Origin of the sequence: Alteromonas sp. B31-7, from assembly GCF_015767655.1 — a bacterium.
GTDB lineage: Bacteria > Pseudomonadota > Gammaproteobacteria > Enterobacterales > Alteromonadaceae > Alteromonas > Alteromonas australica.
The window spans coordinates 3251375-3269585 of sequence record NZ_CP065233.1; the positions used below are offsets into that span (position 1 = coordinate 3251375).

General features: G+C 40.7%; 15 protein-coding genes. 3 read left to right on the top strand and 12 right to left on the bottom strand.

The annotated features are described in order from the left end of the window. The first annotated feature begins 37 nt into the window (after nucleotides 1–37). Nucleotides 38–1078, top strand: a complete 1041-nt coding sequence (locus tag IUA53_RS14085; RefSeq protein WP_071978697.1) for an AraC family transcriptional regulator — start codon at nucleotides 38–40, stop codon at nucleotides 1076–1078. A gap of 29 nt (nucleotides 1079–1107) precedes the next feature. On the opposite strand, the gene IUA53_RS14090 is transcribed toward IUA53_RS14085, so the two are convergent. Then, the gene (locus tag IUA53_RS14090) at nucleotides 1108–1476 is read right to left on the bottom strand and encodes a hypothetical protein (protein ID WP_071978698.1); all 369 of its coding nucleotides are present in this window, start codon (nucleotides 1474–1476) and stop codon (nucleotides 1108–1110) included. A gap of 205 nt (nucleotides 1477–1681) precedes the next feature. On the opposite strand from IUA53_RS14090, the gene IUA53_RS14095 reads away from it, so the two are divergent. After that, a complete protein-coding gene (locus IUA53_RS14095) occupies nucleotides 1682–3127 on the top strand; it encodes an arylsulfatase (protein ID WP_071978699.1) in 1446 nt (481 codons plus the stop codon). 108 nt (nucleotides 3128–3235) lie between these two features. On the opposite strand, the gene IUA53_RS14100 is transcribed toward IUA53_RS14095, so the two are convergent. The 11 genes from IUA53_RS14100 to IUA53_RS14150 all read right to left on the bottom strand — a co-directional run bounded on the left by IUA53_RS14100 (nucleotide 3236) and on the right by IUA53_RS14150 (nucleotide 16980). Further along, entirely contained in the window at nucleotides 3236–4570 is a 1335-nt protein-coding gene (locus IUA53_RS14100) for an MFS transporter (RefSeq protein WP_196897291.1), read from the bottom strand. A gap of 42 nt (nucleotides 4571–4612) precedes the next feature. Further along, nucleotides 4613–5335, bottom strand: a complete 723-nt coding sequence (gene qhpE / locus IUA53_RS14105) for a subtilisin-like serine protease QhpE (protein ID WP_071978700.1) — start codon at nucleotides 5333–5335, stop codon at nucleotides 4613–4615. A gap of 1 nt (nucleotide 5336) precedes the next feature. Then, nucleotides 5337–7055 carry an ABC transporter ATP-binding protein gene (locus IUA53_RS14110; RefSeq protein ID WP_071978701.1) on the bottom strand — a complete coding sequence of 573 codons (1719 nt, stop codon included), beginning with the start codon at nucleotides 7053–7055 and terminating at the stop codon, nucleotides 5337–5339. Between the two features lie 14 nt (nucleotides 7056–7069). After that, nucleotides 7070–8128 (bottom strand): U32 family peptidase, encoded by a 1059-nt coding sequence (locus IUA53_RS14115; protein WP_071978702.1) that lies wholly within the window; start codon nucleotides 8126–8128, stop codon nucleotides 7070–7072. Further along, complete coding sequence (locus IUA53_RS14120) at nucleotides 8106–9083, bottom strand: hypothetical protein (RefSeq protein ID WP_071978703.1); 978 nt, start codon at nucleotides 9081–9083, stop codon at nucleotides 8106–8108. Before IUA53_RS14120 ends, IUA53_RS14115 begins: the two co-directional genes overlap by 23 nt. An 84-nt stretch (nucleotides 9084–9167) precedes the next feature. Then, a complete protein-coding gene (locus IUA53_RS14125; protein ID WP_071978704.1) occupies nucleotides 9168–10787 on the bottom strand; it encodes an acyl-CoA synthetase in 1620 nt (539 codons plus the stop codon). Between the two features lie 64 nt (nucleotides 10788–10851). Then, on the bottom strand, nucleotides 10852–12027 hold the full coding sequence (gene peaD / locus IUA53_RS14130) for a quinohemoprotein amine dehydrogenase subunit beta (RefSeq protein ID WP_071978705.1): 1176 nt from the start codon (nucleotides 12025–12027) through the stop codon (nucleotides 10852–10854). 10 nt (nucleotides 12028–12037) lie between these two features. Continuing rightward, nucleotides 12038–12400 (bottom strand): quinohemoprotein amine dehydrogenase subunit gamma, encoded by a 363-nt coding sequence (qhpC, locus tag IUA53_RS14135; RefSeq protein WP_071978706.1) that lies wholly within the window; start codon nucleotides 12398–12400, stop codon nucleotides 12038–12040. Nucleotides 12401–12402: 2 nt separating this feature from the next. Then, the gene (peaB, locus tag IUA53_RS14140; RefSeq protein WP_071978707.1) at nucleotides 12403–13848 is read right to left on the bottom strand and encodes a quinohemoprotein amine dehydrogenase maturation protein; all 1446 of its coding nucleotides are present in this window, start codon (nucleotides 13846–13848) and stop codon (nucleotides 12403–12405) included. An 18-nt stretch (nucleotides 13849–13866) separates the two neighbouring features. Beyond that, on the bottom strand, nucleotides 13867–15477 hold the full coding sequence (gene peaA, locus IUA53_RS14145) for a quinohemoprotein amine dehydrogenase subunit alpha (RefSeq protein WP_071978708.1): 1611 nt from the start codon (nucleotides 15475–15477) through the stop codon (nucleotides 13867–13869). A 93-nt stretch (nucleotides 15478–15570) separates the two neighbouring features. Beyond that, nucleotides 15571–16980, bottom strand: a complete 1410-nt coding sequence (locus IUA53_RS14150) for an aldehyde dehydrogenase family protein (RefSeq protein ID WP_071978709.1) — start codon at nucleotides 16978–16980, stop codon at nucleotides 15571–15573. A 341-nt stretch (nucleotides 16981–17321) separates the two neighbouring features. Between IUA53_RS14150 and IUA53_RS20425 the strand changes: the two genes are divergently transcribed. Next, nucleotides 17322–18167, top strand: a complete 846-nt coding sequence (locus tag IUA53_RS20425; RefSeq protein ID WP_332249004.1) for a hypothetical protein — start codon at nucleotides 17322–17324, stop codon at nucleotides 18165–18167. Nucleotides 18168–18211: the final 44 nt, after the last annotated feature.

An 18211-nucleotide genomic window follows, 5' to 3' on the forward strand; every position in this document is an offset into this window, starting at 1 on the left:
TTAAATGAACTGATTGAAATGATACAAAGGATATATTGTGAGTAATTATCAAAAGCCGGTTTTGCCGGCTGAGTGGCTGAGTGACTATATGCTTGAGAAAGGCTATACAAAGACACAAATATTAGAGGGTGCTGGACTTGATAAAAAGTCTCCAACCTCTAACCTAAAACTGATGCCATATCCAAATGTATTAATTTTATTAGACTTTTTAGGTAAGGCAGAGAATAACCCGAACCTCGGTTTTGATTTATCAAGCAACGCTCAACCTGGTGATTTAGGCCCGGTGACATTAATTGCTTATCAAACCCCAACCTTTAAAGATTTTATCGATACCCTGATTCAATACCAGTCTTTAATGACTACAGCTATAGACTTGCATTTAAATGTAGGCACTATCGAAAGTGAGATAAAGTATAATATTTTGGTTCCAACAAAAGCAGGAACACGCATTGACGTTGACTATACATTAAAAATGTTCGTCGATATGATTAAAGAGTGTAGCGGCAGCGATTGGCGTCCGAATAGAGTTAATGTCTCTTATTCAAAGCCTGATGATATGTCTAGACTCTATGAAGAGTACGGTGAAAATATTAAATTTGATCAACCTACCAATAGTATATTTTTTGAAACCAAACTCTTAAAAACGGTAATCAATGAAACTGATCCTGAGCTATTGGAGTTAATGAAAGCTGAAATTCACCAAATGCTAAGTAACTACAATAATAGGACTAACGATTTATTTAGTAAGGTACGGGCTTGTATTGCTTCATCACTTGCTAGCGGAAACTGTAATTCAGTTAATATCGCAAGGCAGTTAAATGTATCCCAAAGAACCTTAGTTAGGCACCTTTCTAGTATCAATACCAGTTTAAGAGAAATTAAAGCTGACGTCATAGAAGAATTAGCGAAAACTGCGTTATGTAAAACCCATACAAGTATTTATGAAATTGCTATTCAAATGGGCTTTTCTGAAACTAGCTCATTTGATCGCATGTTTAAGAAAAAAACAGGTTATACGCCGATTCAATTTAGAGAAAAATACGTTGATATAGATTATAGCTCCAATCGCTATTTTTAATAAGAGTGGAGCTTTAATCTGATAAAAAATTAACCTTGTGCTTTAGTTGCTACCCAGAAAAAGCACAAAGAAAACGCTAAATATCCGACAACAAATATCCAGCCGGCAGCATTCATCGCACCATTTAGTGTTCCCGCTAGACAAGCAAGAGATGCAATCCCTTCACTAAAGCCGTACAGGTAAGCTGACTTTTTATCAATATCATCAGGCCCGTTGATAAACCAGAAGCTAATACCTAAACCTAAGTATGCCCCGCCTAAAATGCGCGTCATCATAATACCTGCGTCATCTAAAGACATACCAAATAATTGCATAATAAGATTAGCATCAAAGATAAAAACTAAAGCCACAACAATCGATAAAATAGATTTTGGCTTGGTAAAAACAGTAATTGACATGATTTGTTCTCATTAAAAATACATGCCTGACAGCTTAAATAATAAAAGCGAATAAACATTACCTTTACACGCCATACCATTGACAATACGCGCCATTACAAACAGCTAAAGTGGCGTAAATTAACAACTACATGGCGTATATTATCAATATCATTTTCTTTAATAGAGAGTAAGGTAACTTCAAACAATCAAAGGAGCTAATTATATGAGGCTTTTTAAGCTTATTTTAGTGTTGATGTTGTCGCTAACATCCATTAAAGCTATGTCACAAAATAAACCTAATATCGTACTTGTATTTCTGGATAATTTTGGCTGGGGAGAGCCGGGCTTTAATGGCGGCGGTATTGTGCGTGGGGCGGCAACACCAAACCTAGATACAATTGCCAATGAAGGCTTGCGTTTAACTAACTTCAATGTTGAAGTTCAATGTACGCCTTCTCGCTCAGCACTGATGACTGGACGCTATGCCTTTAGAAGTGGTAATAGTAAAGTGCCGATCGGTAATAATATCTACGGTCTGGTTAACTGGGAAGTCACCTTAGCAGAAACGCTTTCAAACGCCGGTTATACCACAGGTATTTTTGGTAAATGGCATTTAGGTCGTACACCAGGCAGGTTTCCAACAGATCAAGGTTTTGATGAATGGTTTGGTATCCCGAATTCTAGTGATGAATCCGTTTACTTTACCCAGCAAGGGTTTGCCGACAGTGGTGTATCTGAAACCTATGTAATGTCAGGGCTTAAAGGGCAAATACCCAAAAAGGTACGCCCCTACCGACTAGATTATCGACCTATTATCGACAAAGATATTACCGATAAAGCCATCGAATTCATCACCCGAAAAGCTAAAAAGCAGCAACCATTCTTTGCTTTTATTCCCTATACTGCGACTCACTTTCCGACCATGACTCATCCAGATTTTAGAGGAGTGTCAGGTAAAGGGCAATGGGCAGATATGTTAACCCAAATTGATAATTACACAGGACAAATACTAAAAACAATTGATGATTTAGACATCAAAGACAATACCATTGTTATCTTTACCGCGGATAATGGCCCTGAAGCTACTAGCTACGGTAACAATACGCTAACCGTTGAAAACGCATTTCATGGCTCAGCAGGACCTTGGCGCGGCACTTTATTTACTGGTTTTGAAGGCGCATTACGCGTGCCCTTTGCCATGCGCTGGCCTGAAAAAATAAAGCCCGGTCGTGTCAGTGACGAAATTGTTCATGCAATGGATATTTTCCCAACATTAACTCACCTAGCCGGTGAACAAATCCCTCAAGACAGAGCCATTGATGGCATTAACATGACTGACTTTTTTACTGGCAAAGAAAAAAAATCAGGTCGTGATGGCTTTATTGTTTACATGGGTAATGAAATATATGGCGTAAAATGGAAAAATTGGAAAATTCACTTAAAGGAGCAAGAAACGGCTTTTACCGAAGTACGCACCTATGAACTGCCAAGACTTTATAATTTGTTAAGCGATCCACAAGAAAGGGACAATGTCATCCTTTCAAACAGTTGGGTGCCTAAAGCTGCTCATAAATTACTAGCGGAGCATAAACGCTCATTTGCACAATACCCACCAATTAAGCCTGGAACTAAAGACCCTTATATCCCACCTAACACTAAAAAGAATTAAACGCTTTTCTTAACTTTAATCCTTATTCTTATCACCAGTTGTAAATGACATAGCAACTGGTGATAAAAATTTCAAAAACACCTTGGTACAATAAATTTAAAGCATTGTTCAAGCTGCTTTTTGTTTAAGAAATAAAATGGTAACACCTGCGATAAATGAACCAGTTGCCATTATTAACGCCACCATTGTCAAAGGTAAGTTAGCGGCAAATAAAAAGCCAGGGAGCATCGGCCCTAATACTGCCCCGCCTCGACCAATACCTAGCACTAAGCCAGACCCAGAGCCTAATAGCGAAGACGGAAATGATGAAGCAAATAAGCCAAAGAAACCGGAAATTGCGGCAAAAATTAACGCACCGGTGATAAAACCAATCACCTTCATCGACTCCAATGTTTCAGTAAAATACGGAAATAAGGCAACGCCAATTGCTGCAGTAATTAAACAAAAAATCATTAATATTTTTATTGGAGCAAAACGAGCAACAACACTGATACCAACAGAGCCAAGTACACCGCCAAGACTGATAACTCCTAAGACCTTAGTTGCGTTTGAGGCGTTATGTCCTAGATCAGAAACTATGGTTGGTAGCCATTTGACAAAATAATAATACGTACCGACATTACCAAAGTAGGCAAAAATCAATATACAAGTAGTGGCTACCATAGTCCCTTTAAATAAGTTTTTAGTCCCTTCTGGTTCTCCTTTTTTTTCACTAATTTCTTGCAACGTCTCAGGTGCACTATGCCCTAACTTTACCATAATCTGTTGAATACGTTGCAATGCCCCTGTTGGGCGTTTTCGTTCTAAAAAGCTAATGGTTTCAGGAACCCAAAAATAAACAAGCGGAATAAAAACAAGACTTAGAGCTGCCCCTAAATGAAATGTCACGCGCCAGTCGTATTGCTTAAGTAGTGGCGCTAAAAATGTCGCACCGGCATAAATGCCAAAGGCAAAGCCACCGGCATAAATGCCAAAGGCAAAGCCACCGGCAACTAAGGTTACCGCTAAAGCGCGGTTTTTATTATTACAATAATCCGATGTCGTCGCAGTTGCCGCAGCTAGTAAGCCACCTATACCAATACCGGTAAATACCCGGGCTACACCTAACACCCAAATATTAGGGGCAAGTGCAGCCACTTCCATGCCAATAGTTAAAATAACTAAGCCAATCAGCATAGTCGGCCTACGACCATGGCTATCTGCTACGCTACCTAGAATAATTGAACCAAACGCCATACCGACTAGCTCTAGTGGTAAGATAATACCAAGAACGGTTTTAGATAAGCCCCATTCAGCGGTCATGCCGGGCGCGGCGAAAGCGATAGATAAAACATCATAGCCATCTAATGCTAATATCCCGATACACAAAGCAACAATCAGCCATTGTCTCTTTGCCATTGGCTCTTGGTGAATTGTCTCTAAAGCACTGACATTAGTACTCATCCTTCCCCCTAGCTTGCTTGTTTTTATAATTATTTCTAACGACTAAAAAATCATCGTCTTATTCAATGGTTTTGTGCTTTTTCTTCGAAGCTCAACTCTATCTTCTAAACCCCAGTATTTGGCATGCTCTTTAAGCCATTCTGTCATCTGAGTTAAATCAATTACACTCGCTTGTTTTACATAACGGGCGATATGCCCTGCGACATTGGCACAACCAACACTTGCACCAATAACGTTAGGATTAGAAGAACGGACACAAGCAGCAAAATCCGCTTGTTTAGTATTAAGCCATGAAAACTCATCAGGCTGACAGCGGGCATCACCTGTCGCACTGACCACTTCTGGATAAGCTGCCGGAAAAACTAAATTTCCACGCGCAGGGGACGACGCAACGACTATGATGTTGTTGTCTCTAGCTCGCTTTACCGCCTCATGTAATAGTTGTCGATCATTAGGTAAGCCAAAGCTCATATTAATGACAGAAACATTGAGACTGATTAGCCAATCAATCGCAGCAACAATTTGTAGCGGTGTTGTTACCAGTCTTTGATGAAACACTTGCGCCATGGCAATTTGTGCATCAGGAACTTGCGTTAAGATAGATTCTGTAATGACAGTACCATGACCTAGCATATCACCTGTGGTTGGCTTAGCTTCAACCTGGTCATTTTCAAGGTAAAAACCCTGTTGCTGATATAGGTTATTGTCTTTACCGTCATTTACATCTGACCCCAAAAAGCCAGAGTCAATCACCCCTATTAACATATTACTGCTTTACTCCACTGCGAAATTCAATCGTGCCATCGACAATCGTTAATAAATAATCTGCATCTTGAATCGGTTGCTCTCGATGACTAACAATCAGTCGAGTTTTATTAGCAAATAACTTATCAATAACGGTCATCAATTTGTGTTCTTGTTGACTATCTACAGCTGAAGTCGCTTCATCTAAGATGAGTATGCTTGGTTGTTGCAAGAGTGCTCTAGCAAGCGCAATACGCTGTTTTTGCCCGCCAGAAAGCCTTGCCCCTCGCTCACCAATAACTGTATCTAACCCTTGCGGTAATTGTGAAATAAAGCCTGTTAATTCGGCTTGCTCTACTGCTTGGTTCACTTGTTCATCTGTTGCATTAGGTGCCGCATAGCGAATGTTTTCTCGCAGCGTTCCACGAAATAGCACCAATTCTTGGGCAACATGCGCTACTTGTTTTCGCCAACTGGCTAAATCTAACTTGGTTAAATCAACACCATCAATTTCAATCTTGCCATCAGTTGGCTCAAAATGTCTTAACAGTAAATCGACAAGAGTACTTTTACCTATGCCAGATGGTCCAAACACACCCACTTTTGCCCCTGATGGAATCGTAAAAGTTGCGTCACTAAATACTACTTGATTGCTATTAGGGTAAGAAAAAGCCAATGAATGAGCGCTAATATTACCCTCAATAATTAACGGTTGTTCTTTTGATTGAGCTGGCTCGACATCTGCTTTTGTTAACGTTAATTCTTGTACGCGGTCTAAGCTGACTCGAACACGTTTAATCGCAACATATAAGCCTAATAGCGTATGTACTGGACCTACCGCCATGCCTAAATAAGCAGAAAACGCGATAAGCGAACCTAACGCCATTTGATCGTTAATCACCCAATAACCGCCAATAATAAATACTAAAGTACGGCTTAGTGTTGTCAGTATTGTCGGTACTGAGCTTGTTGCAAACTCTGTAACTTGCAGCCCTAATAAGGTATTAAGGTAGTTATGGTTTAGGCCTTGTAAGCGTTTTGCCTCACGTGCTTCTGCCGATACCGTTTGAATAAACTTCATTGCCGGTAAAGTTTCAATTAAAAACGAAGAAATATCTGCTGCCCGCTCGCGCATCTTACGAGTTTTAATTTCCACCTTAGGGCGCATAAATTTAAGCCAGCCCCACTCTAGTGGTAATAAAACAAAGGCAATAAGCGCCAATGATGAATTTAAATAAAACAAAAAGACAATCGAGCCAACAAGACCAATCACCGCGCTAACTAACGAAAATAAGCCATCAAGAGCAAAGCGTTGAATTTCAGCAATATCACCATCTAAGCGCGACAAAATATCACCGACCCGCTGCCTACCGTAAAAACTCGGTGATAATGTTTGCAAATGCTGATAAACACTCTCACGAAGATCAAATAAAATATTGCCTGAGATTTGCGTATGAAAATACCGAGAAACGCCAGACAATAAGGTAGAAAAAACACCTAAGCTAAGTAGCATTAACGAAAACTGTAGCAGTAGATCAAATTGTTTAGCGATCAAGCCTTCGTCAATCACTTGCTTAGTTAGGTATGGTTGTAAAAGCGCTAATGAGGAAGCAACGAGTGATAAGCAAAATAAACCAAAGACTCGTTTGTTATGGGGCGTGACAAAGCGAAATAACCATGCAAATGCTGAATGCTGTTCTATAGTACGATTTTCGCTAACAAAAGAAGCTAGATTAGACATCAAAATATACTAGGTTAACTTAAGTCAACCACTTCAATTGCATTTTGTGTTTTCTGCAACGTTTTCGCATCTGGCTTCATACGTACTTCTGGGTAATAACACATATAACCGGTTTGACAATGCTCAGGTTGCTCTCGCATGCCACGGGCTAGCGCTTTTGCCGCATCACCACCCTGCTCGATTAATGTTTCTCGCACCGCATTAACCATTTGCACACTTTTTAATTTACGTTCAGTTGGCGCGTCACGACCAGCTATTTTTACCGAGGTGACAGAGCTGGCTAAAAATCGTGGTAAAGCACATAAACCACAAGGCCCGTATGGCATACCATTAGGACTAACAGAAAAGCCATTACCAAAGCGATACCACAACCATTTTTGGTAATCTTTATCGTTTATTTCAAACGCTTTTTTCTCGGCATCGCTTAACGGTTTGCCATCGATACGTTGATCATTAGATTGATAGTTATCAATACAAATAGCGCCACCTAACTTACCCGGTAAATGTATGGTGTGACACGAGCCTTCTTCATACACACAGCCATCGTTTAGCATAAAAGCTTCAAATTCTAGTGATGGATTAGCAGCGACCATGCTTTCCATTTCACTAATTTTCATATCGCGTGGGAAAATTATACGATCAGCACCCAATGCTTGATGAAAGCTCGCTGACTCACTATTGCGGCAACTGGCAATCGAGCTGACATGAATTTGAAAATTAAAATCATGGCTACCTAAAAGTGCTAATAAGGTTTCATCACCGACAATCACTGAATCACCTTGCATCTCATCAAATAGCCTTGCAAGGTCTAATAAGCAAGCCAGTTGCTCACCCGTATAGTGTTGAGAATTCATCACCAGATGCAATTGTTTACCTAATCGATGCGCTTCAGTTACTGCTTTTTCTAAATCACTAAATTCCGGTAAATTACCAAACGCTCGGCGACTCACTGCGGAGGTTTTAAAGGTACTGGTCCAGGACTCTGGAACAACACTGCAGTAAAATTCGTCAGCACCCGCTGCTGCTAATATTTCGATTTCTTCAACGCGACTAATGGGGGCGGTAATCTTCATGCCAGTCTCCTTCAAAAATCATACGGTTAACTTTATTTTGCGCCACCGCTTGTGCCAATGTTTCCGTCATTTCTTCAGTGTGGCGATAAAACATGGTATTGCCTTGCTGGAAAGTTCGTAAGTCAGGTGCTTTCGGCGTTTGTGTTAATGGTTGTTTGGATGATTGACTAGCTGTCACATTAACCGCTTGTTCATCTTGAGTTGACGACGAACAACCGCGACTCACTTTCGCAGAATAAGTCAAGCATTCTTTATTACAGCCATGACCTGGACCAAATTTACGGTGAGTTTCTATTTCCATGGCACCAATTTTACACATTCTACCTTTGACCGAAAAACCATAAGGAAAATGTGCCGATACCGATTTATCCTCACTCTCAAAGTCAACCACCTTGGCAAACGGTGGTACATCCATTTCAATACGCTCAATATCGAAACGTTTTAAAAGCTGATGAAACGGCCCCGATTGCACGCCATGGGGGTAAAGCTTAGTCCACTGCTCAGAAGGTAGCCGTGGATCTTTGATCATTTTGCAAAGTTGACGACCAATAATTGGCGTTAAATGTTTATACTCTCGCCTTAATATATTTAACGTACCCCAGTCATTGACCACCACTTCAGTCCCTTTGGGTAAAATAGCGAAAACTTGTTTAAGGCGTGCTAATGCGGAATCAGAAAGCAAAGGGGTTAATAGGCTTAACGATAACTGATGTTGCTCAATTAAATTAAGCACTCGTTGCATAATTTTTTTATCTGGCAGTAAACGATCACAAAATTCACCACCAAAATAAATACGAGTGACTTTTTGCTCTGTTGAGAAGTGCTTCTCGGGAAATTCTTGCCAATTAAACACCTTAATGCAATCAGCTAATGTCGGCTCGTTGCCAGAGGCTAACAATTGACTAACCGCTTCTTCTCGGGTGATTGCAACTGCAATTTCAGTACTTTTAGACATAGCGATCACATTTGTATAATGTTTGAAGAGTAAGTGAGAACGAGGTAACTAGCGTTAACGGTTAACGCCAGTTACCTATTCTAGCTAAGCTTTTGCGCGTTCTCGTAATAAGAACTTTTGGATTTTACCAGTTGAAGTTTTCGGCAATGCGCCAAAGATCACAGTTTTAGGACACTTAAAGTGGGCAATATTGTCGCGACAAAAATCAATAATGTCTTGTTCTGTTGCTTCTTGCCCAGGTTTTAGCTCAATGAAAGCACAAGGTGTTTCACCCCATTTATCATCAGGCTTAGCAACCACTGCCGCTTCTAATACCGCCGGGTGTTGATAAATTACCCCTTCTAATTCTACAGATGAGATATTCTCACCACCTGAGATAATAATATCTTTTGAGCGATCTTTAATTTCAATGTAACCGTCGGGATGTTTAACCGCTAAATCGCCAGAATGGAACCAACCGCCTTCAAACGAATTTGCCGTAGTATCTGGGTTTTTCAAATACCCCTTCATGGTTTGGTTACCACGAAACATAATTTCGCCAATAGTTTCACCATCTGCTGGCACACTTTCTAACGTCTCAGGATCAAGCACTTCAACATTTTCTTGTGTAACGTATCTAACCCCTTGACGAGCTTTTAAGCGTGCACGCTCTGCTGCGGGTTGATCATTCCACTCTTTTTTCCACTGACAAATAACACTTGGGCCATATACTTCCGTTAAGCCATAAACGTGAGTAACTTCAAAACCTAAGCTATCCATGCCTTCAAGTACTGTTGCTGGTGGTGGCGCACCACCAGTAATCACTTTAATCGCTTTAGGAATTTTTGCTTTAACGGCATCAGGGGCATTAACAATCGCGTTAAGAATAATCGCCGCACCACAAAAGTGGGTAACATTATGCTCAGCCATCAGATTTGCTACGGTTTCCACATCAAACTGACGTAAACAAACATGAGTTGCCGCGCGTGCCGTAACAGACCAAGGGAAACACCAGCCGTTACAGTGAAACATTGGAAGTGTCCATAAGTAAGCAGAATCTTCATCCATAGGCCACATAGCTACGTTACCCATAGAGGTTAAATAAGCGCCTCGATGTGAGTATACAACGCCTTTCGGATCACCGGTTGTGCCAGACGTATAGTTCAGAGCAATGGCTTGCCATTCATCGTGAATATGTACTTCGTTATACTGTGGGTCACCCGATGCAATAAAGTCTTCATATTCAATCTCACCGATACGCTCGCCACCAGAGGTATTCATCGGATCGTCAACGTCAATCACCAAAGGTTTATTTTTCGCAAGCGTTAATGCTTTCTTAACGATAGGTGAAAAACAGGTATCCATGATCAAAATATCGGTTTCAGCATGGTCTAATATAAATGCAATACCTTCGGCATCAAGACGCGTATTTAATGCATTGAGTGTTGCACCTGTCATCGGGACACCAAAGTTTGCGTCTAAAAATGCCGGAATATTGGTCGCCATAATTGACACGGTTGAGCCTTTTTTAATGCCTTTCGCTGATAAAGCCGACGCCAAGCGCTTAGCATTAGCTAAATATTCACGGTAGGTGATTTTTCGTTCACCATGGATGATTGCCACTTTATCAGGGTAAATCATTGCACTTCTTTCTAAAAAGCCAATTGGCGATAGTGGCTGATAGTTCGCCTGATTTAAATCTAAATCTCTTTCAAAAATATCCATTAAGAACACCTAACTCTAAAGAGGCTAATAAACAAGTTTTAGCCTCATACACTTTACTTTTAATTTAATACACCACTTTATCGCGTGGTAATGAGAAAACTTGGAAGGTACCCAGTGACATATCGCCACCTGGTAACACAATATTGTTTAACTTAGTTAATGATTCTGCGTCATAAACAGCGATATCATTATACGTGCCGCCTAAATAGAGCTTAGAACCATCAGTTGAGAAATTAATAACATAATAAGTACGCTCTAGATCAATTTCTTTGATAACACTTAAATCAGACACTTTATGGCGTTTTAACTGCGTTAATACCGCATAAAATTCATCAGGATGCTGTGGCCTTGCCATGCCGGTAAAAAAGATTTGCTCGAGAACGCCAAAGTCTTTTACTTCAGTTTCACCGGTTGCTAAATCCACTTTTTCATAGCCCCACATAAATGTGGCAGTATCCATGTTTTGAGTTTCATCAGTAAATTTAGGCACGGTATACATACGGACAAATTCATTATTCACTTTACCCAGTGGCCATACGGTTAACACATCTGGTTGACCGTAATTGCTGCGATTATGAGAGTGACTGGCAATAGCGGTATCTACTTGACCCGTTTTCGGGTCGATAACAAAAACATCCGCGCCAGATAAATACACTCTGCCATCGTCAGCAGCTGCCATAATGTTAATTTGTCGAGGTACATCAAACGTACGGGTTGGCTTAGCGTCAATACCATCTTTCGCGTTGTAAACAGCAAATTGACTCGCTAATACCTCGTAGTGATCACTATGTAACTTGGTTGGATTATGGATGGTGTAAATTTCTTCACCATCGGTACTTACCGCTAATGAGCCAATACTTTTGATACGGACATTATCGTAAGAAAATTTAGCATCGAAAGTGAGATCACAATTATTGACATCAACACCTAATATGCGATCAAAGCGCCCTGCAAGGACATAAGCGGTTAAATTATCCGGCGACATCACCACAGTACCCGGTAAAACTGCATCGGGTAACTGACAAGTGCGCACGATTTCGTCGGTGCTCAAATCTACAAAGTGCATATTATTAGGGCGGTTAACCACCACCATATAATCACTTTTTTCAGCGCTGTTTTCAGATGCTACTTTCTTAGTATCACTAGTTTCAGCGACTTGCTCACTGCCGCAAGCAACAAGTAAAAGAGCTAACGAGCTAGCTACGGACAATTGGCGTAATTTATTTGAAAAGCTAATCATGGTATCTCGCCTACTTTTTATCATCTTTTGGAAAGACATCGCCTAGTTTTCGCCAGTCATCACCCGCAGAGTCGGCACCCTTAGTCCAGTCAGGATAAGTATTCATGACATCAGGAACTTGCGCCGGCCACCAGCAAGGATCGGCACAACCATATAAGTCTGACTCCATTGGTTGACATAACCCTGCGACGCCACCAAAAACGTCAACCTCCCAGCCTGGATCAGTTGTGCCTGTACAACCGACAACCGATTGCATAGCAACAACTTCTTCAACGGTAGCGTCATCGCCCTTAACCTGATTTTCACTCTTGTTTTTATCCATTGCAGAGTCTAATAATTCTGCTTTTTTATTCAGTGGTTTTAGATGTTTCATTGTTAGTGTCCTCGACGAGGGGTGATAAATGTATCCATAAATGTTGGGTTTGCCGCATTGATTTCAGCATAGGCTTTTAAGCCAAACTCAACCCAGTCACGCATAAGATCACAATAGTGATAAGTCGGGTTTTGTGGGTCGTTATATCGAGCATAGCTTTCGTGATAACAACCACCAGAGCACATATTGCGGATCCAACAAGTACTGCAACCCGTGTTGGTTCTATCCATACGCGTTTCAATAAAGCCAGCCAAGCCCTCGCTATCGATACCGTCAATAACAGAGCCAAAGGCTGGCAGATCTGAGCCAGTAAAGCGGTGACATAAATTAACGCCGCCACTATGGTCAATTGCCACCATGCCAATACCCGCACCACACGGTAGTGCTTTTTTTGTGCCTTCGTGAATATCCGTCATCAGCTGGTGCATGTTAGAAAAGCCAATATTGCGTCCAGCCTTTGCTTCATCAATATAATGACGACCGACTTTTATCATACTGGCAAATACCGCTTTAAGCTCATCTTCAGATAAGTTGTATTCACTGATATCACCTGAGGTGACTGGCGCAAAGCCAACCTCTGCAAAGCCAAGCTCATGAAACAGGTGTTGCCAAATTTCTTCAATATCAGTCACCCCTTTGGTTAACGTAACACGAGCACCAATAGGTCTGGCGTTATAGCCTTTCATCAGTAATTCAATTTTTCGAGTCACCGCTTTATAAGTTCCATTACCATTAACGGTAATGCGGTTCTTATCATGAATGGCTTTAGGGCCGTCGATACTTACCGCAATGCCAAATTTATGTTTTTGGAAGAATTCGATAATCTCTTCATTTAACAAAGTAGCATTGGTGGTTAATGAAAAATCAATCGGCACATTAAGCTCGGCAAAGCGTGCTTGTGCATATTCAACCACTTCGCGAATTAATGGCATATTGCTTAACGGCTCCCCGCCAAAAAATACGATGTTGTACCTTGGCTGATCAGGCGATTCTGCTAACATCATTTCAATGGACTTTTTCGCGGTATCAAAGCTCATTTTTTGCCCGTTAGCCGGGGTATCTAAGTCTTCTTTATAGCAATAGCTACAACTGAGATTACAACCTGTATTTACATTAAGCACTAAAGTGGTTAATGGGATATTTTCAAGCTGAGTAACTTCAGGGTTATCAGGCTCAAACGCCTGAACGCCAGCATCATTTGAAGCAACCACTTTAAGTTGAATTAATTGTTCAACCGTATCATCAATATCTTTTGCCGTTTGAGCTGATAAGCTTTGCGTTAGTTTATCTACAGATAAGCCACTTTCACTATCTGCCGCTTCAATCAGCTGAGCCGATAATTCATCCAATTCAAACAAGCTAGTTGTCGGCACATGAAACATCATCTGCTTATCATTCACTGCTATAGTGCGTGAATTAGTTGGAACTTTTTTTAGAACTTTGGTCATTACGAGTACCTGATGCCGCTATTTAATTGGCGGATTATTCCAACGTTGTACGGTAACAATCAGCTCCCCTTGCCCTTCTAAGATGTTTTTACCGTCTTGTAATTTAGCCACGACAGCTAAGCGCCCTGCATTGTTAGTTCCGTATTTTCTATCAGGGTTAGGCCCGGCATCGCCTGGTGTGAAGACCCCCGTTTCAGGGTTAATAACACCAGCAAACTTTACATCTTCATCCGCTTCTGATTGAGCATCAAATGGTTTGACACTCCAGCTTGCTGGGAATAAGCCAATGTAGACATCATCATCGGTGCCCACTTCACCATCTTGACCAGCGGCAAATGCTTTGGCCTCAAACGATGCGGTCACTTTAGGTTGACTGCCGCCCCCTTCACCAACGCGAGCTACGGCATAAGCTGGGCTAACTTTGATTTGATCGACTTGTTGATAGGCAACTAAGGCATTATCAAGTGACTGCTTGCCAACGTTAACTGTACTGCTCATGGCAGATGCATCCATCTTAGGTGCTTTTACCTGTACGATAATTTCATCTGCCGTGCGGGAAACTTCAGAAACAACCGTTAAGCCGTTAGAAAAAGTAACATCACCAGATAATTGAGAGCCACGAATTGACACTTGCAGTGTCTCGCCAGCTTTAATGTAAGTAGGGCTTAGCGATAAAATCGATGCCTTATCACTTCGATGACCTGAGATATCAACACCAATATCTTCATGACCATTTAAAAACATACGGCCAGATAAGCTATCGCCCGCCTCGTTTAACGCGAACACTTGACGATACTGCTTATCACCAACTGTTAGCGAGCCACGCCATTCATAACCACTGTAAACTAATACACTTCCCGTACCTGATAACGACTCACCATCATCAAAAGTACCGGTAAAAGTCATAGCATACTGGTTATTGCCCTTATCTTTTAAAGCAACCGTTCCTTGGAACGCCCCTTTACTTGGCATATGGCCAGTAATGCGCCAATTGCCACCAGGAGAAACTTTACTCTTGTCTTGCCACTTCACCCAGTCTTGCGTATTTAAAGCATATTTGTTAGCTAAAAATGGTACCGTTTCATTAATCGCGATTTCAAACCACTTTCTATCACGTCCCATGGCTGAATATTCGGTACTCGGCCATTGCCCCAGATGAAAGTTAACTAGATGTTCCCAATCTTTTTTATCTCTGCGTTGCAAACCGACTCGTGCTTCTGAGTGACAACGAGCACACATTTGTTCAAGCTCAGGTTGTTTATTTTCAATGTGGTTTAGTCGTCTTTCTAAAATATAACGATATGGTGCTGACTCAGAAGGTGTTAAACCTTGAGTATTGGCTAAATATTCAACGAGACTTGCCCTTGTCTCACCATCAATTTTCAAACCATGGGTAGTTTGCATACGAGCAATGGTCATTAACCAACCTTCTGGTGTTTTTCGTTGATAGCTGATACGGCTTAATGTTAGCGGATCTTGACTTTGTTCAATATGACAGCCTGAGCAATGTTGCTGCAATAAGCTTTCACTTGCGACAACTTCAGTGCTATATACACTTGCACCACAGGTAAGCAAAGCGACTGAGCAAGCAGTTGCGGTCAGTGATTTTTTTAATCGATTAACTAGCACGGTTTACTCCTAGTGTGTTTGAAATATAACGGAAAGAAAAAGCCGGCTGTTTATTAAGCACTACCAAAAGTTAAACAGCCGGAAAACAAGCAACTATCCCGCTTTATTGATATTGACTACTTTCATATTAGTGAATTCGTTTAAGCCCTCTTGAGCAAACTCAACACCAATACCTGATTGTTTAGATGTAGGGAATGGAATATTAGGAGCAAACGCACAGTGCTGGTTAATCCAAACCGTACCACTTTCCATTTGGCTTGCCACTTTTGACGCTCTATCGATATCAGAAGACCACACAGAGCCACCTAAACCAAATTCAGAATTATTAGCTCGAGCGATTGCATCGTCTAGTTCTGAGTATTTTACGATAGGTAAAATTGGGCCAAATGGTTCTTCATCAACTACTCGGGTACCGTCACTAATATCTTTAACAACAGTTAATGGTACAAAGTAACCTTTTTGGTCTAATGGCTCACCACCTGCAATAACATTACCGTTCGCTTTGGCGTCTTCTAAGTAATCACATACTTTGGCATATTGCATCTTGTTTTGTACTGGGCCAAATTGAGTGGCCTCGTCTAAGCCATTACCCACAACTGCCTGTCGAGCAAGACTTGCGATCTCTTCACATAGCTCATCGTAAATCGACTCATGTGCGTACAAGCGTTTTAACGCGATACATACTTGGCCGCTATTAATAAAGGCAGTATTAAAGATACCTTGAGCGGCCGCTTTTACGTCAATATCATCTAAAGCAATCGCCGCGTCATTTCCACCAAGCTCCAATGTGATGCGTTTTAATGTACTCGCAGCACTTGACATGATCGCCTTACCAGTTGGTGTTGAGCCTGTGAAAGAGATTTTATCAATACCAGGGTGGCTGGTAATTTTAGGTCCAAGATCATTATCATCAACAAGAATGTTAACTAAGCCTGCTGGTACTACATCTTTAAGAATTTCACCTAACATTACCGAAACAACTGGCGTGGTAGGAGCCGGTTTAAGAATAATACTGTTACCCGCTAAAATAGACGGCGCTATTTTGTATATACCGATTAATAACGGAAAGTTCCAAGGTAATATGCCTGCAACAACACCTAACGGCGTACGTTGTACTTCTACGCGCTGATTTTCATCATCGACTAACACTTCATTTTCTAAGTTAAGAGAAGTGAAGTAACGACAAAAAATCTCAGCATATTGCACTTCCATGGTTGCTGCTGCTAACGGCTTACCTTGCTCTTGCGTTAATGCTTTGGCTAAAGGCTCAATATTGGCATTAATCGCATCTGCAATCTTATGTATTAACGCCTTGCGCTCATCGATATCAGTTAACGCCCATTTAGCTGCCGCCACTTTTGCGCCAGCTACCGCTTGATCAAGCATAGCTTCATCAGCACGCGGCACTTGAGTAAATACTTCTTCTGTTGCAGGGTTAATGACATCTAGTGTCATATCACTCTTAACTAATTCACCATTTATTAATAACCCATAGTTACTCATAACTTTACCCCAATTACTTGCTATACAGTTGTTTTTATGTAGCTATTTATCGTAGAAGTGATTCTTAAGAATCTTTATATCAGCTACACTTATCGAATTTCTGAATTAGATTATTGGAATATAGGGGCGGCAACATCGACTGTTTACGCCATTGATTTGACAATGTACGCCACAGAATTAGCAGAACACGCCATTAAAATAAGCTAAACCGATGATTAATCTCTTAAGAAGTTTAACCCTTGATTTATATTAAAGTGTGGCAATAGATAATAAATTAAAAACGAAATTAACTGTTTATCAGACTAACTATTTAATAGAAATTACAAGTAGCGACAAAAATAATGAAATTTGATCATATCAACATTAGTGCGCCAGCCGATGTATTGGCTAAGGAAAAAGACTACCTCTGTGAAGTATTTGACTTAACTTTAGGCGAACGTCCGAATTTTAAAAAACACGGTTATTGGCTATATGCGAAAGACCAAGCAGTAATTCATTTAACAGAAAGTGACAAGCACGTTCCAAATACTAAAAATGCGTACATTGATCATATTGCATTCCAATTAACAGGTGTCGCTGACTTTGTCAAAAAGCTACAAGCACAAAACATACAATTTGACGTAACCTATTTATCAGATGTTAATTGTACTCAGGTATTTTTTAATTCTCCTGCAGGAATCGGCTTAGAAGCAAACTTTAAAAACGAATCCCTTAAAAAAGTCGTTATTATCGGAAATTCTGGTTCAGGCAAGTCGACCTTAGCAAAGAAAATGGTTACGGATGTTGGCTGTGAACATTTGGACTTAGATACATTAGCTTGGCAAGCTACCACACCTCCAACCCGTAAACCCATTAATGAGTCAAAAGACACAATTGATGACTTTCTATCAAAGCACTATTCATGGGTAATTGAAGGTTGTTATAGTGACCTTGTTGAACTCGTGCTCGATGATGCAACAGAGCTAGTATTTCTTGATTTACCGGCTTCGCTTTGTGTCGAAAACGCTAAGCAACGACCTTGGGAACCACATAAATACCCGTCAAAAGAAGCACAAGATGCCAATTTGTCGCTGTTAATTGATTGGATTAAAAATTATGACGACAGAAAAGATGAGTTTTCACGCAAAGCACATCAAAAGGTATATGAAAACTTCGCAGGTACTAAACAACGCATAATAGAAAATTAGCTAGTAACGTTTTCAACAAGGGTATTATCAACGTTAATAAGCAA